Source organism: uncultured Streptomyces sp. (assembly GCF_947488945.1).
Taxonomy (GTDB): domain Bacteria; phylum Actinomycetota; class Actinomycetes; order Streptomycetales; family Streptomycetaceae; genus Streptomyces.
In genome coordinates, this window is record NZ_CANLBS010000001.1 from 428,173 (window position 1) to 445,621 (window position 17,449).

General features: G+C 69.9%; 15 protein-coding genes. 10 read left to right on the plus strand and 5 right to left on the minus strand.

Annotation, left to right across the window (positions count from 1 at the left end; all coding sequences use genetic code 11):
* The first annotated feature begins 161 nt into the window (after window positions 1-161).
* Window positions 162-650 (plus strand): SsgA family sporulation/cell division regulator, encoded by a 489-nt coding sequence (locus Q0994_RS01815; RefSeq protein ID WP_299527907.1) that lies wholly within the window; start codon window positions 162-164, stop codon window positions 648-650.
* A 142-nt stretch (window positions 651-792) separates the two neighbouring features.
* Here the strand turns inward: Q0994_RS01815 and Q0994_RS01820 are convergent, their stop codons facing one another.
* Window positions 793-2,160 (minus strand): FAD-binding oxidoreductase, encoded by a 1,368-nt coding sequence (locus Q0994_RS01820; RefSeq protein WP_299527909.1) that lies wholly within the window; start codon window positions 2,158-2,160, stop codon window positions 793-795.
* A 96-nt stretch (window positions 2,161-2,256) separates the two neighbouring features.
* Here Q0994_RS01820 and Q0994_RS01825 point away from each other — a divergent pair, with 96 nt between their 5' ends.
* Window positions 2,257-3,960, plus strand: coding sequence for a BTAD domain-containing putative transcriptional regulator (locus Q0994_RS01825; protein ID WP_299527911.1), 1,704 nt, complete (start codon window positions 2,257-2,259; stop codon window positions 3,958-3,960).
* A 67-nt stretch (window positions 3,961-4,027) separates the two neighbouring features.
* On the opposite strand, the gene hppD is transcribed toward Q0994_RS01825, so the two are convergent.
* Window positions 4,028-5,173, minus strand: coding sequence for a 4-hydroxyphenylpyruvate dioxygenase (gene hppD, locus Q0994_RS01830; protein ID WP_299527913.1), 1,146 nt, complete (start codon window positions 5,171-5,173; stop codon window positions 4,028-4,030).
* 134 nt (window positions 5,174-5,307) lie between these two features.
* Here hppD and Q0994_RS01835 point away from each other — a divergent pair, with 134 nt between their 5' ends.
* From Q0994_RS01835 to Q0994_RS01855, 5 genes are all read left to right on the plus strand, one after another.
* Window positions 5,308-5,787, plus strand: coding sequence for an Lrp/AsnC family transcriptional regulator (locus Q0994_RS01835; protein ID WP_299527915.1), 480 nt, complete (start codon window positions 5,308-5,310; stop codon window positions 5,785-5,787).
* Between the two features lie 16 nt (window positions 5,788-5,803).
* Complete coding sequence (locus Q0994_RS01840; RefSeq protein WP_299527917.1) at window positions 5,804-6,451, plus strand: ABC transporter permease; 648 nt, start codon at window positions 5,804-5,806, stop codon at window positions 6,449-6,451.
* Window positions 6,452-6,527: 76 nt separating this feature from the next.
* The gene (locus Q0994_RS01845; protein WP_299528142.1) at window positions 6,528-7,727 is read left to right on the plus strand and encodes an ABC transporter ATP-binding protein; all 1,200 of its coding nucleotides are present in this window, start codon (window positions 6,528-6,530) and stop codon (window positions 7,725-7,727) included.
* Window positions 7,724-8,599 carry an ABC transporter permease gene (locus tag Q0994_RS01850; RefSeq protein WP_299527919.1) on the plus strand — a complete coding sequence of 292 codons (876 nt, stop codon included), beginning with the start codon at window positions 7,724-7,726 and terminating at the stop codon, window positions 8,597-8,599. Before Q0994_RS01845 ends, Q0994_RS01850 begins: the two co-directional genes overlap by 4 nt.
* 62 nt (window positions 8,600-8,661) lie before the next feature.
* Window positions 8,662-9,636, plus strand: a complete 975-nt coding sequence (locus Q0994_RS01855; protein WP_299528144.1) for a glycine betaine ABC transporter substrate-binding protein — start codon at window positions 8,662-8,664, stop codon at window positions 9,634-9,636.
* 169 nt (window positions 9,637-9,805) lie between these two features.
* On the opposite strand, the gene Q0994_RS01860 is transcribed toward Q0994_RS01855, so the two are convergent.
* Together Q0994_RS01860 and Q0994_RS01865 are read right to left on the minus strand one after the other, a co-directional pair.
* Entirely contained in the window at window positions 9,806-10,594 is a 789-nt protein-coding gene (locus Q0994_RS01860) for a S16 family serine protease (protein WP_299527921.1), read from the minus strand.
* 226 nt (window positions 10,595-10,820) lie between these two features.
* Window positions 10,821-11,471 carry an IclR family transcriptional regulator gene (locus Q0994_RS01865; RefSeq protein ID WP_299527923.1) on the minus strand — a complete coding sequence of 217 codons (651 nt, stop codon included), beginning with the start codon at window positions 11,469-11,471 and terminating at the stop codon, window positions 10,821-10,823.
* A 613-nt stretch (window positions 11,472-12,084) separates the two neighbouring features.
* Between Q0994_RS01865 and Q0994_RS01870 the strand changes: the two genes are divergently transcribed.
* From Q0994_RS01870 to Q0994_RS01880, 3 genes are all read left to right on the plus strand, one after another.
* Window positions 12,085-12,537, plus strand: coding sequence for a hypothetical protein (locus Q0994_RS01870; protein WP_299527925.1), 453 nt, complete (start codon window positions 12,085-12,087; stop codon window positions 12,535-12,537).
* Window positions 12,537-14,834 carry a hypothetical protein gene (locus Q0994_RS01875; RefSeq protein ID WP_299527927.1) on the plus strand — a complete coding sequence of 766 codons (2,298 nt, stop codon included), beginning with the start codon at window positions 12,537-12,539 and terminating at the stop codon, window positions 14,832-14,834. The genes Q0994_RS01870 and Q0994_RS01875 overlap by 1 nt, the downstream gene beginning before the upstream one ends.
* Window positions 14,835-14,998: 164 nt before the next feature.
* Window positions 14,999-15,526, plus strand: a complete 528-nt coding sequence (locus Q0994_RS01880; RefSeq protein WP_299527929.1) for a hypothetical protein — start codon at window positions 14,999-15,001, stop codon at window positions 15,524-15,526.
* Between the two features lie 82 nt (window positions 15,527-15,608).
* On the opposite strand, the gene Q0994_RS01885 is transcribed toward Q0994_RS01880, so the two are convergent.
* The gene (locus Q0994_RS01885) at window positions 15,609-17,390 is read right to left on the minus strand and encodes a DEAD/DEAH box helicase (RefSeq protein ID WP_299527931.1); all 1,782 of its coding nucleotides are present in this window, start codon (window positions 17,388-17,390) and stop codon (window positions 15,609-15,611) included.
* Between the last annotated feature and the right edge of the window lie 59 nt (window positions 17,391-17,449).

Here is a 17,449-nt window from a genome sequence, read left to right on the forward strand (position 1 = left end):
TCAGACCACCGCATGTCCCCGTGCCCGTCCGGGCGTTTGGGCCCCGCGGAAGATCCGGAGAAGTTTTTCTGGGAAGTCGCGTAATGACCGGAGGGGACCGCGCTCTCTCCTGGTGCGGCCGGTCACGGGACCGGCCCACGGACATCGGAAGGTCGTGCACCATGCCTCACCACACGGTGGAACGTGAGCTGGAACTGAAGCTGGTCCTCTCGCCCGAACGCTCCATCCCCGTACCGGCCCGGTTGTCGTACCGGGTGACGGACCCGTACGCCGTGCACATCGCGTTCCACATCGGGTCCCAGTCGCCGGTGCACTGGACGTTCGCCAGGGAACTGCTGGTGGAGGGCGTGTTCCGGCCGTGCGGGCACGGGGACGTGCGGATCTGGCCGACGCGGGTCGAGGACCGTCCGGTCATCTGCGTGGCCCTGACGTCGCCCGACGGCAACGCGCTGCTGGAGGTGCCGTCCGCGGTGGTGGCGGCGTGGGTGGAGCACACGCTGCGGCTGGTGCCGCCGGGCACCGAGTCCGAACTGCTCGGGCTGGACGAGGCACTGGCCGAACTGCTCACGCCGATGCCCGCCGACGACCTCTGGCTCGGCGACCCGTGGGGCGCGGCCGACGACACCCCGTCGCAGGACGGCGAGGGGTGAGGCGCGGCGGGAGGGCGCACCGGCCCCCGGACGGGCGCGCGCCGGGGCGGGCGCACCCGGCCCGTTCACCGGCGCGCGGGCCTTCGGCGGTGCTGCGGGGCGCGCGGCCCGGTGCGGCGGCCCCGGAGGGGGGACCGGGCCGTCAGAAGAGCTTGCCCGGATTGAGGATCCCGTGCGGGTCGAAGGCCGCCTTGATGCCGCGCTGCAACTCCACCCCCACCTCGCCGAGTTCGCGGGCGAGCCAGTCCTTCTTGAGCACCCCCACACCGTGCTCCCCGGTGATGGTCCCGCCCAGTTCCAGGCCGAGCGCCATGATCGCGTCGAAGGACTCGCGGGCCCGGCGGGTCTCGTCGGGGTCGGTGTGGTCGAAGCAGACGACGGGGTGGGTGTTGCCGTCGCCCGCGTGCGCGACGACGCCGATGGTCAGCCCGTACTTCTCGGCGACGGCGGCGGTGCCGTCGATCATCGCGCCGAGGCGCGAGCGCGGCACGCAGACGTCGTCGATCATCGTCGCGGACTTGATGGCCTCCATGGCCGGAAGCGACGACCGGCGTGCCTGGAGCAGGAGTTCGGATTCGGCGGCGTCCGCCGCGGGCACCACCTCGGTGGCCCCGGCGGCGGCGCACAGCTCTCCGACCGCCGCCAGGTCGGCCGCCGGGTCGGGGGTGTCGAAGGCGCACAGGAGCAGCGCCTCGGTGGTGTCCGGCAGCCCCATCCGCGTCATCGCGTTCACCGCCCGCACGGTGGTGCGGTCCATCAGTTCGAGGAGTGACGGGGTGTGCCCGCGCTCCATGATCGTGCAGATCGCGTCGCAGGCGGCGGCCGCCGAGGGGAACTCGGCGGCGAGCGCGAGCTGGGCGGGCGGCTGCGGCTTCAGCGCGAGGACGGCCTTGACGACGATGCCGAGGCTCCCCTCCGAGCCGACGAACAGCCGGGTGAGGTCGTATCCGGCGACGCCCTTCGCGGTGCGGCGGCCGGTGGTCAGCAGCCGGCCGTCGGCGAGGACGACGTCGAGGCCGATGACGTACTCCGCGGTCACCCCGTACTTCACGCAGCACAGACCGCCGGAGGCGGTGCCGATGTTGCCGCCGATCGTGCACATCTCCCAGCTCGACGGGTCCGGCGGGTAGCAGAGGCCGTGCTCGTTCACCGCGCGTGACAGGACGGCGTTGATCACGCCGGGTTCGACGACGGCGATCCGGTCGACCGGGCTGATCTCCAGGATCCGGTCCATCTTCACCAGCGAGAGCACCACGCAGCCGTCGGTAGCGTTGGCCGCCCCGGACAGGCCCGTGCGGGCGCCCTGGGGCACGACCGGGACCCGCAGCTCGTGCGCGGTCCGCATGACGTGCTGGACCTCCTCGACCGTGCGCGGCAGCACGACGACGGCGGGGGCGCCCGCCTCGCAGAAGCTCGCCATGTCGTGGGCGTAGGCGGCCGTGACGTCGGGATCGGTGAGGAGGGCCCCTTCGGGCAGACCCGCGCGCAGACGTCCGAGAAGATCGCTCATGATTCCAGCCTGACACCCGGGGCCAATGGTGTGAACCCGTCTGCGACCTCGATCCCGCAGCCCGGTGTGCTCTTCATACTGACGCAGAGTGATCATATGAATGTCATGCCGCAGCAGGACCCGGAGCCCCGCCAGCCGTCGTCCGCCTCCCGGCGCCGGACGGACGCCGCCCCGCCGCAGGACGCGGGCCTCCGGAGCGATCCGGACACGTCGGCGGATCCGCCGCTCGCGGGCGCCACCGCCGTGCCCCCTCCCCCGCCGACGCTGCGCACCTCGCTGCGCCGGGCCGCGGTCGGCGCGGTGGCCGCGGGCGTGCTGGTGGCCGGCGCGGTGGTCGCCGTACCCGACGACGAGAACCGGGCGGTGCCCGCGCGGCCCGGCCCGGTGGAGCGGGCGGAGGCCGCCGCGACGGCCGGCGCCCCCGCCGCGCTCTCCGACCTGACCGCGCTGATCGGGGACCGCCAGCAGTGGGTGGAGAAGCACCCGGCGGACGCCCCGTCGTGGGCGGCGCTCGGCTCCGCCTACGTGGAGTGGGGGCGGCGGGCCGCCGACCTGTCGTACTACGGCCGGGCCGAGCAGGCGCTGAAACGATCGCTCTCGGTACGCCCCGGCGAGCGCGGCAACGGCGCCGCCTGGGTCGGGCTCGCCTCGCTGGCCAACGCCCGGCACGACTACCTGGCCGCGAAGAAGTGGGGCGAGACGGTCCGCGCCCGTGCGCCGAAGAGCTGGCTTCCCTACCCCGCGCTGATCGACGCGTACCGCGGCCTCGGCGACCAAGCCGCGGCCAACAAGGCCACCGAGACCTTCGCCGCGCTCCGCAAGGGCGCCCCGGCGCTGGCGCGGACCGCGGAGATGTACCGCGACCAGGGCTGGCGCGAGGACGCCCTGGCCACCGCCCAGGAGACGGCGGACCGGGCGGCGACCCCGGCGGAGCGGGCGGCGGCCCTGCACCGGCTGGGCGACCTGGCGTGGGAGCGCGGCGAGCCGGAGGAGGCCCTGGCGCAGTACGACGCGGCGCTGCGCACCGACCGCGCCCACCACGCCTCACTGGCCGGGAGGGCCCGCGCCCTGGTCGCCCTCGACCGCGCCGACGAGGCGCTGGCCGCCTACCAGACGGCCGTCGGCCAACTCCCCCGGCCGGAGTACGTACTCGAACTCGCCGAACTGTACGAGTCGTTGGGTCTCGACGGGGACGCCACCACCCAGTACGAGACGTTCCACGCACTGATCGAGGAGGCGGAGGCCAACGGCGTCGACGAGTCGCTGCTGCGGGCCCGCTACGAGAGCGACCACGGCGACCCGGAGGTCGCCGTCGAACTCCTCAGGTCCGAGTGGGCGGAGCTGCGCCGCGGCGCGGAGGTCGCGGACGCGCTGGGCTGGGCGCTGTACCGGGCGGGCGAGCCGCAGGAGGCGCTGACGTACGCGGCCAAGGCGGTCGACTCCGGTCTGCGCAGCGCGTCCTTCGCCTACCATCTCGGCGCGATCGAACGGGAGACGGGACACTACGGTCCGGCCCGGCGCCACCTGGAGCAGGCGCTGCGCACCAACCCGGACTTCTCCCCGCTGGACGCCCCGGCGGCACGGGAGGCCCTGGACGCGCTCGGCGAGCCGCCCTCCGGCGGCCCGAAGGACATGCAGCCCCCGCCCGCGCCGGAACCGGTCGCCCCGGCGACCCCCGCACCCGAGGCGCCGGCCGCCCCCGCGAAGCCGAAGCCGGTCCCGCCGCCCGCCACCACGTCCCCGGCCGCTCCCGGGACTGCGGCGAAGAAGCCGGCGGAGGGGACGGCACCGGCACGGTGACGGGGGCGGGGGCGGGGGCGGGCCATGCTGGTGCCGGTCCCGGCCGCCCTCGCCCCCGCCGTATCCGTCAGAGGTTGCCGCGGCGCTCCTGCTCGCGCTCGATGGCCTCGAAGAGGGCCTTGAAATTGCCCTTGCCGAAGCCCATCGAGCCGTGCCGTTCGATCATCTCGAAGAAGACCGTCGGCCGGTCCTGGACCGGCTTGGTGAAGATCTGCAGCAGATAGCCGTCCTCGTCGCGGTCGACCAGGATCTTCAGCTCGCGCAGCGTCTCCACCGGCACCCGGGTCTCGCCCGCCCACTCGCCGAGGGTGTCGTAGTAGGAGTCGGGGGTGTCGAGGAACTGGACGCCGGCCGCGCGCATCGCCCGGACCGAGGCCACGATGTCGTTGGTGGCGAGCGCGATGTGCTGGACGCCGGCGCCGCCGTAGAACTCCAGGTACTCGTCGATCTGCGACTTCTTCTTCGCGACGGCCGGCTCGTTGATCGGGAACTTGACCTTGAGGGTGCCGTCGGCGACGACCTTGGACATCAGCGCGGAGTACTCGGTGGCGATGTCGTCGCCGACGAACTCCTTCATGTTGGTGAAGCCCATGACCCGGTTGTAGAAGCCGACCCACTCGTTCATCCGGCCGAGTTCGACGTTGCCGACGCAGTGGTCGACGGCCTGGAAGGTGCGCTTCGCGGGGGGCTCGACGATCGGGGCCGCCGCCGCGTACCCGGGCAGGTAGGGGCCGTCGTAGCCGCCGCGCTCCACCAGGGTGTGCCGGGTCTTGCCGTACGTCGCGATCGCGGCGAGCACCACCGTGCCGTGCTCGTCCTTGACCTCGTGCGGCTCGGTGAGTCCCGTCGCGCCGTGCTCGACGGCGTACGCGTACGCCTCGCGGGCGTCGGGGACCTCGATGGCGAGGTCGACCACGCCGTCGCCGTGGGCGGCGACGTGCTCCTCCAGGAAGGCGCCCCACGGGGTGGATGCCTTGATGACGGAGGTGAGGACGAAGCGGGCCGAGCCGTTGGTCAGCACGTAACTCGCCGTCTCCCGGCTGCCGTTCTCCGGTCCGGAGTAGGCGACCAGCTTCATGCCGAAGGCCGTGGAGTAGTAGTGCGCGGCCTGCTTGGCGTTGCCCACGGCGAAGACGACCGCGTCCATTCCCTTGACCGGGAAGGGATCGGCCTGCCGGGCTGTCTCGGGGGTGGTGTGCAGGGTCTCAGTCATGCTCGAAGGCTCCCCCCGCGCGGCAAGGTGCGCAACAGTTCGTGTTTTCACTGGGCAATCCGCCCAGTGACTGGGCAGTATGGGCGGGCTGTCTGTGCAGGATGACCATCACATCCCGACCGCCGAGGTGTCTCGTGGGAATCGACCGTCTGGACGGTGCGCTGATCGTGCTGCTCGCCCGTGAACCGCGCATCGGGGTCCTGGAGGCGTCGCGCCGGCTCGGCGTCGCGCGCGGCACGGTGCAGGCACGGCTGGACCGTCTTCAGTCGAATGGCGTCATCCGGGGCTTCGGCCCCGACGTGGACCCGGCGGCCCTCGGCTACCCCGTCACCGCCTTCGCGACGCTGGAGATCAAGCAGGGCCAAGGGACCGACGTACGCGCCCACTTGTCCGGGGTTCCGGAGGTGCTGGAGCTGCACACCACGACCGGGCACGGGGACATGCTCTGCCGTCTGGTGGCCCGTTCGAACGCCGATCTTCAACGGGTCATCGATCTGGTTGTCGGATTTGATGGCATTGTCCGGGCCTCCACGGCGATCGTCATGGAGAACCCGGTGCCGTTGCGTTTCATCCCCCTGGTCGAACAGGCCGCGGAGGACACCGCCCCGGGCTGAACGAAGAGGAGTGGATGTGAACTTCTGGGAGTACCTGTCCAACCGCCACCAGCAGTTGCTCAGCGACGCGTTCCAGCACGTCAGCGCCGTCTTCCAGTGCATGGTCATCGCCACCCTGCTGGGCGTGCTGATCGGGGTGGTCACTTACCGCAGCGGCTGGGCGGGCTCGCTGGCCATCACCTCCACCGCGACCATCCTCACCATCCCGTCGCTGGCCGCGATCGGCCTGCTGATCCCGTTGGTCGGTCTCGGGGTCGCCCCCACCGTGATCACCCTGACGCTGTACGGGCTGCTGCCCATCGTCCGCAACTCCATCGTCGGCCTGCGGGGCGTCGACCCGTCACTGGTCGACGCGGCCAAGGGCATCGGGATGTCGCGCCTGGCCCGCCTGCGGAAGGTGGAGCTGCCGCTCGCCTGGCCGCCGATCCTGACCGGCATCCGGGTCTCCACCCAGATGCTGATGGGCATCGCCGCCATCGCCGCGTACGCCTCCGGACCAGGGCTCGGCAACGAGATCTTCCGGGGCATCGCCTCGCTGGGCAGCGCCAACGCCATCAACGAGGTCCTCGCCGGCACGCTCGGCATCGTCGTGCTGGCCCTGCTCTTCGACGCCGCGTACGTCCTGCTCGGCCGGCTGACCATCCCGAGGGGGATCCGTGTCTGAGACGTACGGCACCGCGGCCGGCTCCACCGAGGCGTCCGCGGCCGGACCCGCGGCCAACGCCACCTCCGGGGCCACGATCCAGCTCGACGGGCTGACCAAGCGCTACCCGGGCAACCCCACTCCGGCCGTCGAGAACGTGTCCATGGACATCAAGGCGGGCGAGACGGTCATCTTCGTCGGCCCGTCCGGCTGCGGGAAGTCCACCACGCTCAAGATGATCAACCGGCTGATCGAGCCGACCTCGGGCCGCATCAGGATCGGCGACGAGGACGTCACCACGATGGACCCGGTGAAGCTGCGCCGGAAGATCGGGTACGCCATCCAGTCGTCCGGGCTGTTCCCGCACATGACCGTCGCGGAGAACATCGCCCTGGTGCCGAAGATGGTCGGCTGGTCCACGTCGCGGGTGAAGGACCGGGTCGAGGAGATGCTCGACCTGGTGGGGCTCGACCCCCGCGAGTTCCACGGCCGCTACCCGCGCCAGCTCTCCGGCGGGCAGCAGCAGCGCGTCGGGGTCGCGCGGGCGCTGGCCGCCGACCCGCCGGTGCTGCTGATGGACGAACCCTTCGGGGCCGTGGACCCGATCACCCGTGACCACCTCCAGGACGAACTGATCCGTCTGCAGCACGAGTTGCACAAGACGATCGTCTTCGTCACCCACGACTTCGACGAGGCGATCAAACTGGGCGACCGGATCGCCGTGCTCCGGGAGCGCTCGCACATCGCCCAGTTCGACACCCCCGAGGCCATCCTCACCAACCCGACGGACGACTTCGTCTCCGGATTCGTCGGCGCCGGGGCGGCGTTGAAGCGGCTCAACCTCACCCGGGTCCGGGACGTGGGCATCGCGGAGTTCCCGACGGTGTCGGTGGACGACCCGCTCCAGGAGATCTTCAACAAGCTCCGCGCGGGGGCGCACAACGAACTGCTGATGCTCGACCGGCGCAACCGCCCCTACAAGTGGCTGCGCCGCGGCGACCTGATGCGGGCGCGCGGATCGCTCGCACGGGCCGGGCAGTTGGTGCACGACACCGTCACCCGCGACGCCACCCTGCACGACGCGCTGGAGGCGGTGCTGACCGACAGCGGCGGGCGGGTCGCGGTGACCGGACGGCGGGGCGAGTTCATCGGCGTGGTCGACATGCACACCCTGATGGACAACGTGCAGGAGTTGCTGGAGGCGGACCGGCTGGCCGCGATGGAGCACCAGCACGAGCTGGAGGATCTCCGGGAGCACCAGACCGAGCAGGAGCTGGAGGGTGGTGCCGGCGGATGAGCCCCAGCAGCGAGAGCGGGCGGGAGCGTTCCGGCCGGGGCGCCACGGAGACCAGACCGCCGGGCGAACACGACGTCAGGGGCCACGCCTTCCACGACGAGGAGACCGAGCCCTCCCCTCCCCCGGCGGCCCCCGCGCGCCGGTTCACCTGGCGCAAGCTGGTGGTGATGCCGGTGGTGCTGGCCCTCGTGCTGGTGGCCGTCTACCTGTGGATCACCAACGCCGACCTGGACACAATCGCGGAGAACTCGCTGGCGGGCGACACGGTGGAGCTGCGCTGGTGGCAGCACGTGCGGCTGACGGCCATCTCCACGTTCTGGGTGCTGATCATCGCGATCCCGCTGGGCATCGCGCTGACCCGCCGCGGTCTGACCCGGGCCGCCCCGGTGGTCACCGCGATCGCCAACATCGGCCAGGCGACCCCGGCGATCGGCCTGCTGGCGCTGCTGGTGATCTGGCTCGGCATCGGCCCCTCCACGGCCATCGTCGGCATGGTGATCTACGCGGTGCTGCCGGTGTTCTCCAACACGGTGGCCGGGCTCCGGGCGATCGATCCGACGCTGGTGGAGGCCGCCCGGGGCATCGGGATGTCGGGTACGGGGACGCTGGCGAAGGTGGAACTGCCGCTGGCGGTACCGCTGATCCTCGCGGGCGTGCGTACGGCGCTGGTGCTGAACGTGGGCACCGCGACGCTGGCCACGTTCGGCGGCGGCGGAGGGCTCGGCGACCTGATCACGTCGGGGATCCAGACGCAGCGGATGCCGGTGCTGGTACTGGGTTCGGTCCTGACGGTGGTGCTGGCGCTGCTGGTGGACTGGCTGGCCTCACTGGTCGAACTGTGGCTGACGCCGCGCGGTCTGGAGGCGCCATGAGCACGGGGGCGCGGAACACGGGCGGCGCCCTCGCACGCCGGACGCGGCGCACGGGCGGCGGTATGCGGCGGACACGGGCCGGGCTGGCCGGTGCGGTGATCCTGTCGCTCGCGCTCGGAGCCTGCGGGCTGAAGAGCGGCTCGTCCATGGTGGACGAGGTGTCGCCGGGCTCGGTCGGCAAGGGCGAGCCCCTCAAGGGCGCCTCGCTGACGGTCACGTCGAAGAACTTCAGCGAGAACATCATCCTCGGCCAGATGCTCGGCCTGATCTTCAAGGCGGCCGGCGCGGAGGTGCTGGACCGGACGAACCTGCCCGGTTCCATCAGCGCCCGCGAGGCGCTGGTCAAGGGCGACGCCGACGCCATCTACGAGTACACCGGCACCGCCTGGATCACCTACCTCGGCCACGCCGACCCGATCGCGGACCCGCACGAGCAGTGGAAGGCGGTCCGTGACGAGGACCGCGGCAACGGGGTGGTGTGGCTGCCGCCGTCCACCCTCAACAACACCTACTCGCTCGCCATCAGCAAGAAGAACAACGCGAAGTACAAGCTCAAGACGCTCTCCGACGTCGCCGCGCTGGCCAAGAAGGACCCGGGCGCGGTCACCATCTGCGTCGAGAACGAGTTCGCCTCCCGGCAGGACGGGCTGCCCGGCATGCAGAAGGCGTACGGGATGTCGCTGCCGGCCGGCAACATCAAGAAGATGGACGCCGGGATCATCTACACCCAGGTCTCCAAGTCCGACTCGTGCCTGCTGGGCGAGGTGTACACGACGGACGGCCGGATCAAGGCGATGAACCTGGATCTGACGGTGGACGACAAGCGGTTCTTCCCCAACTACAACGCCGCCCCCGCCGTCAACGCCAAGACGTTCGCCCGCTACCCGGTGATCGCCGACCTGCTCGACCCGGTCACCGAGAAGCTGACCACACCCGTCGCGCAGAAGCTCAACGCCAAGGTCGACGTGGAGGGCCAGGACCCGCACCTGGTGGCGCTGGAGTGGCTGGTCGACGAGGGGTTCATCAAGGAGGGGTGAGCGGGGCCGACGGGGCCCGGTGCGCGCTCCGGGCCGACGGGGCCCGGTGCGCGCTCCGGGCCGACGTGGCCCGGTGCGCGCTCGTCATGACGACCCCGGGCGCCCGGGGTCCGTACGCCGCCCCGCCGCCGGCGGCGCTGCGTCGCGTCCGGTCGAGGGTGTCCGGTTGTCAGCAGTGAGGGACGCTGTCGCCGCGGTCGAGGGCCTTGAGCGCGTTCACGGCGCCCTTGAGGGTGGTGACGGGGACGAGCCGCAGGCCCTTCGGCCGCTCCGACTCCGCCTCCTTGCACTCGGCCTCCGGCACCAGGAAGACGGTCGCCCCGTCCCGGCGCGCGGCCTGGGTCTTCAGGGAGACGCCGCCGACCGCGCCCACCTTGCCGTCGGCCGCGATCGTTCCCGTGCCCGCGACCGTGCGGCCCCCGGTCAGATCGCCGCCGTCACCGTCCCCGTCGAGCTTGTCGACGATGCCGAGGGCGAGGAAGAGACCCGCGCTGGGACCGCCCACGTTGCCGAGATCGAGTGCGATCCTCGTCGAGCCGAGATCGCGGTCGAGGTAGTTCATGGCCGCGTCCACGGCGACGTTCTGCGATTCCTTCATGTCGTTCAGGTTGTGCCGCTCGATCTCCTTCTCGGAGCCGCCCGTCGGATACACGGAATCGCGGGGCATGACCGCGCGGTCGGTGCGGAACCAGCTGTCCACCACGTCACCGATCCGCACGTCGGCCTCGGGACCGGTCGCCACGATCGTCGTCATCCGCAGTTGACCCTCGGTGGGCCGGGTGGCCGCACCGGTGATGGTGATCACGGGCTTGCCGTCGGCCTTCCCGAGGACGTTCGCGGTCGTTCCCGGCTGCGCCAGGGTGAACGGCAGCGGCGCGAAGGCGGCCGTGCCGAGCAGCGCGAGGACGGGCAGGGCGCAGAGGGCGAGCGCGCGGGGGCGCGAGACACGAAGGGGCACCCGCCCAATCTAACCGGCACCCGCACCCGCCCCGGCCCGGTGGTGCGCGAGGCGGTACGCGAGCGGACGCGAAGCGGGCCGTGGGCACGTGGGAGGCGGGGCTTACGAGGGCGGCGGTGCTTGCGGGCGGCGGGCCTGCGGCCCGGAACACGTCGTGGCAGCGCGCGGGGCGGCCGTACGCGCCGGGGGCGGGGTCCGGTGGCCCGTACGGCTGTCGCCCGGCGGCTCAGCGCAGGGCGTCCGCCACCTCACGGGCGGCGTCGAGCACGCGCGGGCCCACCCGTTCCGGGATGACGTCCGCGAGCATCACCACACCCACGCTGCCCTCGACACCGGACACTCCGATCAGGGGCGCGGCGGCACCACTGGCTCCGGCCTCCAGTTCGCCCTTGGTGAGGGTGAAACCGGGAGCGTCCGTGTCCACCGCGTTCTGCCGGCGGGCGGACAGGATCGCACGGCCCGCGGCGCCCTGGTCCAGCGGATGCCGGAAGCCGGCCCGGTAGGCGACGTGGTAGTCCGTCCAGGTCGGTTCCACCACGGCGACGGCGAGCGCGTCCGTACCGTCCACCAGCGTCAGGTGGGCGGTGGCGCCGATGTCCTCGGCGAGCGAGCGCAGGGCCGGCAGCGCGGCCTCCCGCACCAGCGGATGCACCTGGCGGCCCAAACGCAGCACGCCCAGGCCGACACGGGCGCGGCCACCGAGATCGCGGCGTACCAGGGTGTGCTGTTCGAGCGTGGCCAGCAGCCGGTAGACCACGGTGCGGTTGACGCCGAGCTTGTTCGAGAGCTCGGTGACGGTCAGCCCGTGATCGGTGTCTGCAAGCAGTTTGAGGACGCGCAGTCCTCTGTCGAGCGTCTGAGAAGTCTCCGCGGTCACGACGCCGTCTCCTCTTTGGGTGAGCGACGGCGACGCTCTCAGGGCGGATGCGGCACCGGTCCCAGCGGCGACGCACGGAGAGGCCGCCGGTCTGGCCAAGGCACCGGCTGCGCTCCGCGGCGACGCTGCCACGGGGCGTTCGATGAAACGGACAGTAGCGAGGCAGTCCGCTGAGCGGAAGCCCTCGTCCAGAATCCGGGCGGTCCTCAAAGCCCGATACGTCACCTCCGGCATAACGGCCGGTCAGCGGGGTGCCGTCCGGAAACCGAACATCTACGCGCGTTCAAGTCGGCGGACGTCCGACAGATGATCTTGCACACCGCGTGTGCGCTTCCACTGACCCACCGTGTGTAACATTTCGGCCTCTTTCACCGGACCATCTCACGGTGCCGTCCGTGGAGCTCCGCCACCGCCGGAAACGCGCCGTCGTGTGGTGCATTCACGACTGTTCCACGGAGTTCGCACCGGCACTCCGCAGTTGTGCGTCCGGCCCACGGCCGAACGCGAGTCGAGCCAAAAGGAACCGTCCGGTCGGTTCGCACAGTTGATACGTTCATGTGACCGAGAGCCGCCCGTCGACGGGCGGTGGGCCTACGGGGAGGCGTACGGATCCATGGCATGGAACGAGTGGGAGCAACTGAAGGCGGAAGCCTCCAAGCAGCACACAACCACGATGCGGCTGAACCGCCTTCCGCCCGAACCGGGGGGCGGGGGCGACTCCCTGCAGGGCGACCTGGCCGTCAACCAGAAGGACTTGGCGACAGTCGGAGACGCCGCCTACTCACTCCACCAGGAACTTGACCGGGTCAGCGGCCACGCACGCGGTGCCTCCCAGAAGGCCGGCAGCGGCTTGACCCGGCAGGGGTTCGCACTCGGAGCCGCCCTGGACCACGTGGCTTCACGCTGGATGGACCAGGTGCAGACCCTGCTGGATGCCACCGCGCACATCTCCCATCACCTCGACTACACCAAGGGCGCCCACGCCGGCGACGAGGTGCACATCTCCGGGATCCTCAGCTCCATCTCGGCCCTGGACGACGGATTCGACGAGAGGAAGGGCTCCTGATGGATCTCGACGCCCTCCGCTTCGGCACGTTCTCCGAGCTCGGTGAGGCCGTCACCGACTGGAACACCATGACGAAGAACCTCGCCACCCTCAAGACGGACGCCAAGGACAACCTCCAGGCCAAGGCCACCAAAGCCCGCTGGAGTGGTGAGAACGCCATGGTGACCCGTGAGTTCATCGACAAGACGGCGGGCGAGTTCGCCGACGCCTACACACAGGCCCACACCATCGCCCGCATTCTGAGCGACACGATGGACGAGTTGGTCGGCTACCGGGATCAACTGAACAGCGTGATCCACGAGGCGGCTGCCAAGAACCTGACGGTCCGGGACACGGGCGAGGGTTCGTTCACTGTCACCGTGAACATCCACCCGGACCGGGCCGCCGAGGGCACCACCGTCCCGGACCACACCCAGGGCGACGTCGACCACGTACGCGACCACGTGCAGGGGATCCTGCGCAAGGCCACCACGAGCGACACGAGTGCGGCCGAGACGCTCAGACTTCTCGTGGACCAGGCCGAGTACGGCTTCTCGGGTGCGGATTACGCGGACCGGGATTCGGCGGCCAAGGCCGTCGCCGAGGCCGAGAAGATCGCCAAGATCCTCGAGAAGGATCCGCACGACGTCACTCTGACCGAGCTGAACCAGCTGAACACCTCGCTGTCCACCTACAAGAACGATCCCCTCTTCGCGGAGAAGTTCGCGACCCGGGTGGGGCCGGACCGCGTCCTGAAGTTCTACGCGGGGATCGCCGACCCGTACCAGAGTTTCGGGACGGATCCGAGACAGTTCGAGCAGGCCAAGCTCCTCCAGAAGAACCTCGGCATCACGCTGGGAACTGCCACGCTCTCGGACAGCGACGCGATGAAGTCGTGGGAGCGGGGGATGGTGAAGCTCGGACCGGAGGACCTGGGCATCGACGACGCGAACAGCCCGCGCGGCTTCGCCGTCATGAGCAACCTGATGCGCTTCGGCGACTATGACGACCAGTTTCTGAACGCTTACGGCGAGAAGCTCCTCGCGTATGACAAGGAGCACAACGTCAAACCCCTGAACCCGTGGATCAACAACGGCAATCAGGGCGATCTCAACTTCTACAGCAAGAACGACCGGGGCCGGGACCCGGTGACAGGCTTCCTCGAGGCCCTCGGTCACAACCCCGGCGCTTCCACCGACTTCTTCTCGCAACCCGACGGAGCAGGCAAGTCCGTGGACAAGGAGTCGGAGGTCAACGACCACCTCACGTACCTGACCAAGGACCGGGTCTGGCTGCCGGACGCCTACGCGATGGGCGGGGACGACAAGGTGATCGCAGGGCACGATGCCCTGGGCCACGCCCTGGAAGCGGCGACCACGGGCTGGTCGTACGACGCGGACCCGATGGCCGGCAAGGACCCCTTGGTCCCGGGCGGCCTGGACCGCCGGACGGCGGAGACGGCGGCTGTCATGGAGCAGGTCGCGTTCCTGTACGGAGGCGAAGACGGCCCGAAGATGCTGCACGAGCAGTCCCAACTGGCGGACAGCCTGGGCAAGATGGGCGCCGCATACATCGACGACATCGATTACAGCCTGTCGGGTGTGGGTGAGCACCAGATGGACGACGGGGCCTACCCGGCGAAGTACCCGGGCAGAGCGAACTTCACCAACGAGGGCGCGACCAACTTCCTCAGCGTGCTGGGTCAGAACGAAACGTCGCACGCGGTAGTGACAACGGCGCAACACCTCTACACGCTGAGCGCGCTGGACGCCAATCCCGCGACAAGTGCGGCCAACATCGACAACGCGCACGATGCACTGACCACGGGGGCCGAGGCACGCGGCATTCTGGACCACTCGCGCGTTCAGCAGGCCGAAGTCACCTACAAGGACGAAAGCGAGGAAAAGAACAAGTCCCTGGGCCGTTCAGGGGATTGGGTCAAGCTGGGGGCCGGAGTCGTGGTCGGAGGCGGCATAGCGGCAATCCCGCTGCCGGGCTCGACCGCAGCTGCACTCGTGGTCGCCCCGATGGCCGCCGACACCGTTGGCGACGCCGTCAACACCTTCATCGGGCAAGAAGTGGACAAGAGTATCGACAAGGCTGAGGACGACTACATCGAGAAGGCGCAGATGACGAGCGGCGAGTTCTACGGACAAGGCTCGGACAACCTGGGCCGCGCTTATTCTGACTATGTCAAGAATAATCCACAAATGGCCAGCATAAGCGACGATGGCGACTGGCCCCAGGAAATCAAAAGCGCATACTCCACTGGCTCTGCACATGACGACCAGCGAGGACGGGCGCCGTTCAAGGACTGACCAGAAGAATGTCGCCGACAAATCGAGCGGTCAACATAGTGAGACAGGCATTCACAGTGCGAAAAATGGTTCGCGGAAGTACGTGCGGAGTTCTGCTACTGACAGCATCCCTCGGGTGCGGAAAAGGCGAGCCGCAGGCACCTGCAGCCCTCACAGCCTCGCAGGTGTGCGACGGAACGATGACACCGGCCGGGGCGGCGGCGCTGGAGCATCTGTCGGGGACGGACGGATTCACGGAAGGTGATACCGCGCAAGGAAAACCGAACACATTCTCCGTTTCTCTGGCCGCTTCGCGTATTCAGTCGGGCTTCGAAAACAGAATTCAGTGTCGGGTGTACAAGGTCAAGGACAAGAGCGGTTTCCCCCTCCTCGACATCGATTTCGAGCCGAGAAAAGAAAAACCGGGGTCCTCCACCAATCGAGTCGTCACGTACCCCGTAGCGACGTATGCGTACACCAACGGCGAAAGTGGCGCGTACATCTATTTCGCCTGCCCTACCGAGGGGGACGAGGGAAAAGGATCCTTCGTGAAGGCGAGCATGTTCATCAACGCTGGCCAGGCCTCGGCTGGAAGCACGGGCAAGGACCGGATGACCGTCCTCAACGACGTCTCCCGGGCCGTGGCGCGGGAACTCGGCTGCGCCGCGGAGGCGAAGCTTCCGACGGAGATACCGGAGCCGTTGACCGGGTGATCTGCCCCGCACCTGGGCGGACTCCCGGTGCGCGGAAGGGAGTAGCTCTCCCGTCCGCACACCGGACTCGGCGCGACCCGGCTCACTTCATACGGGTGGCCCACTCCTGGACCTTGGCGATCCGCTGCTGGATCTGGCCGGCCGTCGCCTCGGCGCTCGGCGGGCCTCCGCACACCCGGCGCAGCTCCGTGTGGATGACGCCGTGCGGTTTGCCGCTCTGGTGCGTGTAGGCGGAGACCATCGTGTTGAGCTGCTTGCGCAGGCTCAGCAGTTGCTTGTGGGTGACCACCGGGCGGGCCTCGGCCGGCTTCTCCAGGAGGTCGGCGTCCTCGGCCGGCTTCTGGCGGCTGTGCGCGATCTGCCGGGTCTGCCGCTTCTGCAGCAGCAACTGCACCTGGTCGGGTTCGAGCAGTCCGGGGATGCCGAGGTAGTCCTGCTCCTCCTCGCTGCCCGGATGCGCCTGCATGCCGAACTCCGCGCCGTCGTACAGCACCCGGTCGAAGACCGCGTCCGACTCCAGGGCCTCGAAGGGCAGTTGCTCCTCGGTCTCCTCGTCCTCCAGCCTCTCGGCGTCGGCGAGGAGCTTGTCCTCCTCCGCGAACGGGTTCTCCTCGTCGCTGCCCTTCTTCGGCTTGTCGAGGACGTGGTCGCGTTCGACCTCCATCTCGTTGGCGAAGTCGAGCAGCATGGGGATGGTCGGCACGAAGACGGAGGCGGTCTCGCCCCGTCGCCGCGACCGCACGAAACGGCCGACGGCCTGGGCGAAGAAGAGCGGGGTGGAGATCGTGGTCGCGTAGACGCCGACCGCCAGCCGGGGCACGTCGACGCCCTCGGACACCATCCGGACCGCGACCATCCAGCGCGAGTTGTCCTCGGTGAACTGGTCGATCTTCTTCGACGCGGCCTTCTCGTCGGAGAGGACCACGGTGGCCTTCTCGCCGGTGACGTTCTTGAGGATCTTGGCGTAGGCGCGCGCCGACTCCTGGTCGGTGGCGATGACCAGGCCGCCCGCGTCGGGAATTCCCTTACGGACCTCGGTCAGCCGCTTGTCGGCGGCGGCCAGCACGTTGGGGATCCAGTCACCCGTGGGCGAGAGCGCGGTGCGCCAGGCCTGGCCGATGGCGTCCTTGGTCATCGGCTCGCCGAGGCGGGCGGCGATCTCGTCGCCGGCCTTGGTGCGCCAGCGCATGTTGCCGCTGTAGCTGAGGAAGATCACCGGACGCACGACGCCGTCGGCGAGCGCGTTGCCGTAGCCGTAGGTGTAGTCGGCCGACGACCGCCGGATGCCGTCGTTGCCCTCCTCGTACGAGACGAAGGGGATCGGGTTGGTGTCCGAGCGGAACGGGGTGCCGGTGAGGGCGAGCCGCCGGGTCGCCGGATCGAACGCCTCCTGGCACGCCTCGCCCCAGGACTTGGAGTCGCCGGCGTGGTGGATCTCGTCGAGGATCACCAGCGTCTTGCGCTGCTCGCACCGGTTGCGGTGGAGCATGGGACGCACCCCGACGCCCGCGTACGTCACGGCGACCCCGTGGTACTCCTTGCTCACGGGACCGGCGCTGTAGTCCGGGTCGAGCTTGATCCCTATCCGCGCGGCGGCCTCCGCCCACTGCTTCTTCAGGTGCTCGGTCGGCGCGACGACGGTGATCTGCTGCACGACATGGTGGTGCAGCAGCCACGACGCGAGGGTGAGCGCGAAGGTGGTCTTGCCTGCGCCGGGGGTGGCGACCGCGAGGAAGTCGCGCGGCTGCTCCTGGACGTACCTCTCCAAGGCGCCCTGCTGCCAGGCACGCAGCTTGCCCGCCGTGCCCCAGGGGGCGCGGCCGGGGAAGGCGGGTGAGAGGTGGTGGGAGGCGGTAGTAGTCACGGTCTCCGGTTCGAGTCTCTCGGGTACGTGGGCCGGCTGCGGCACCGCCGGGGCCGACC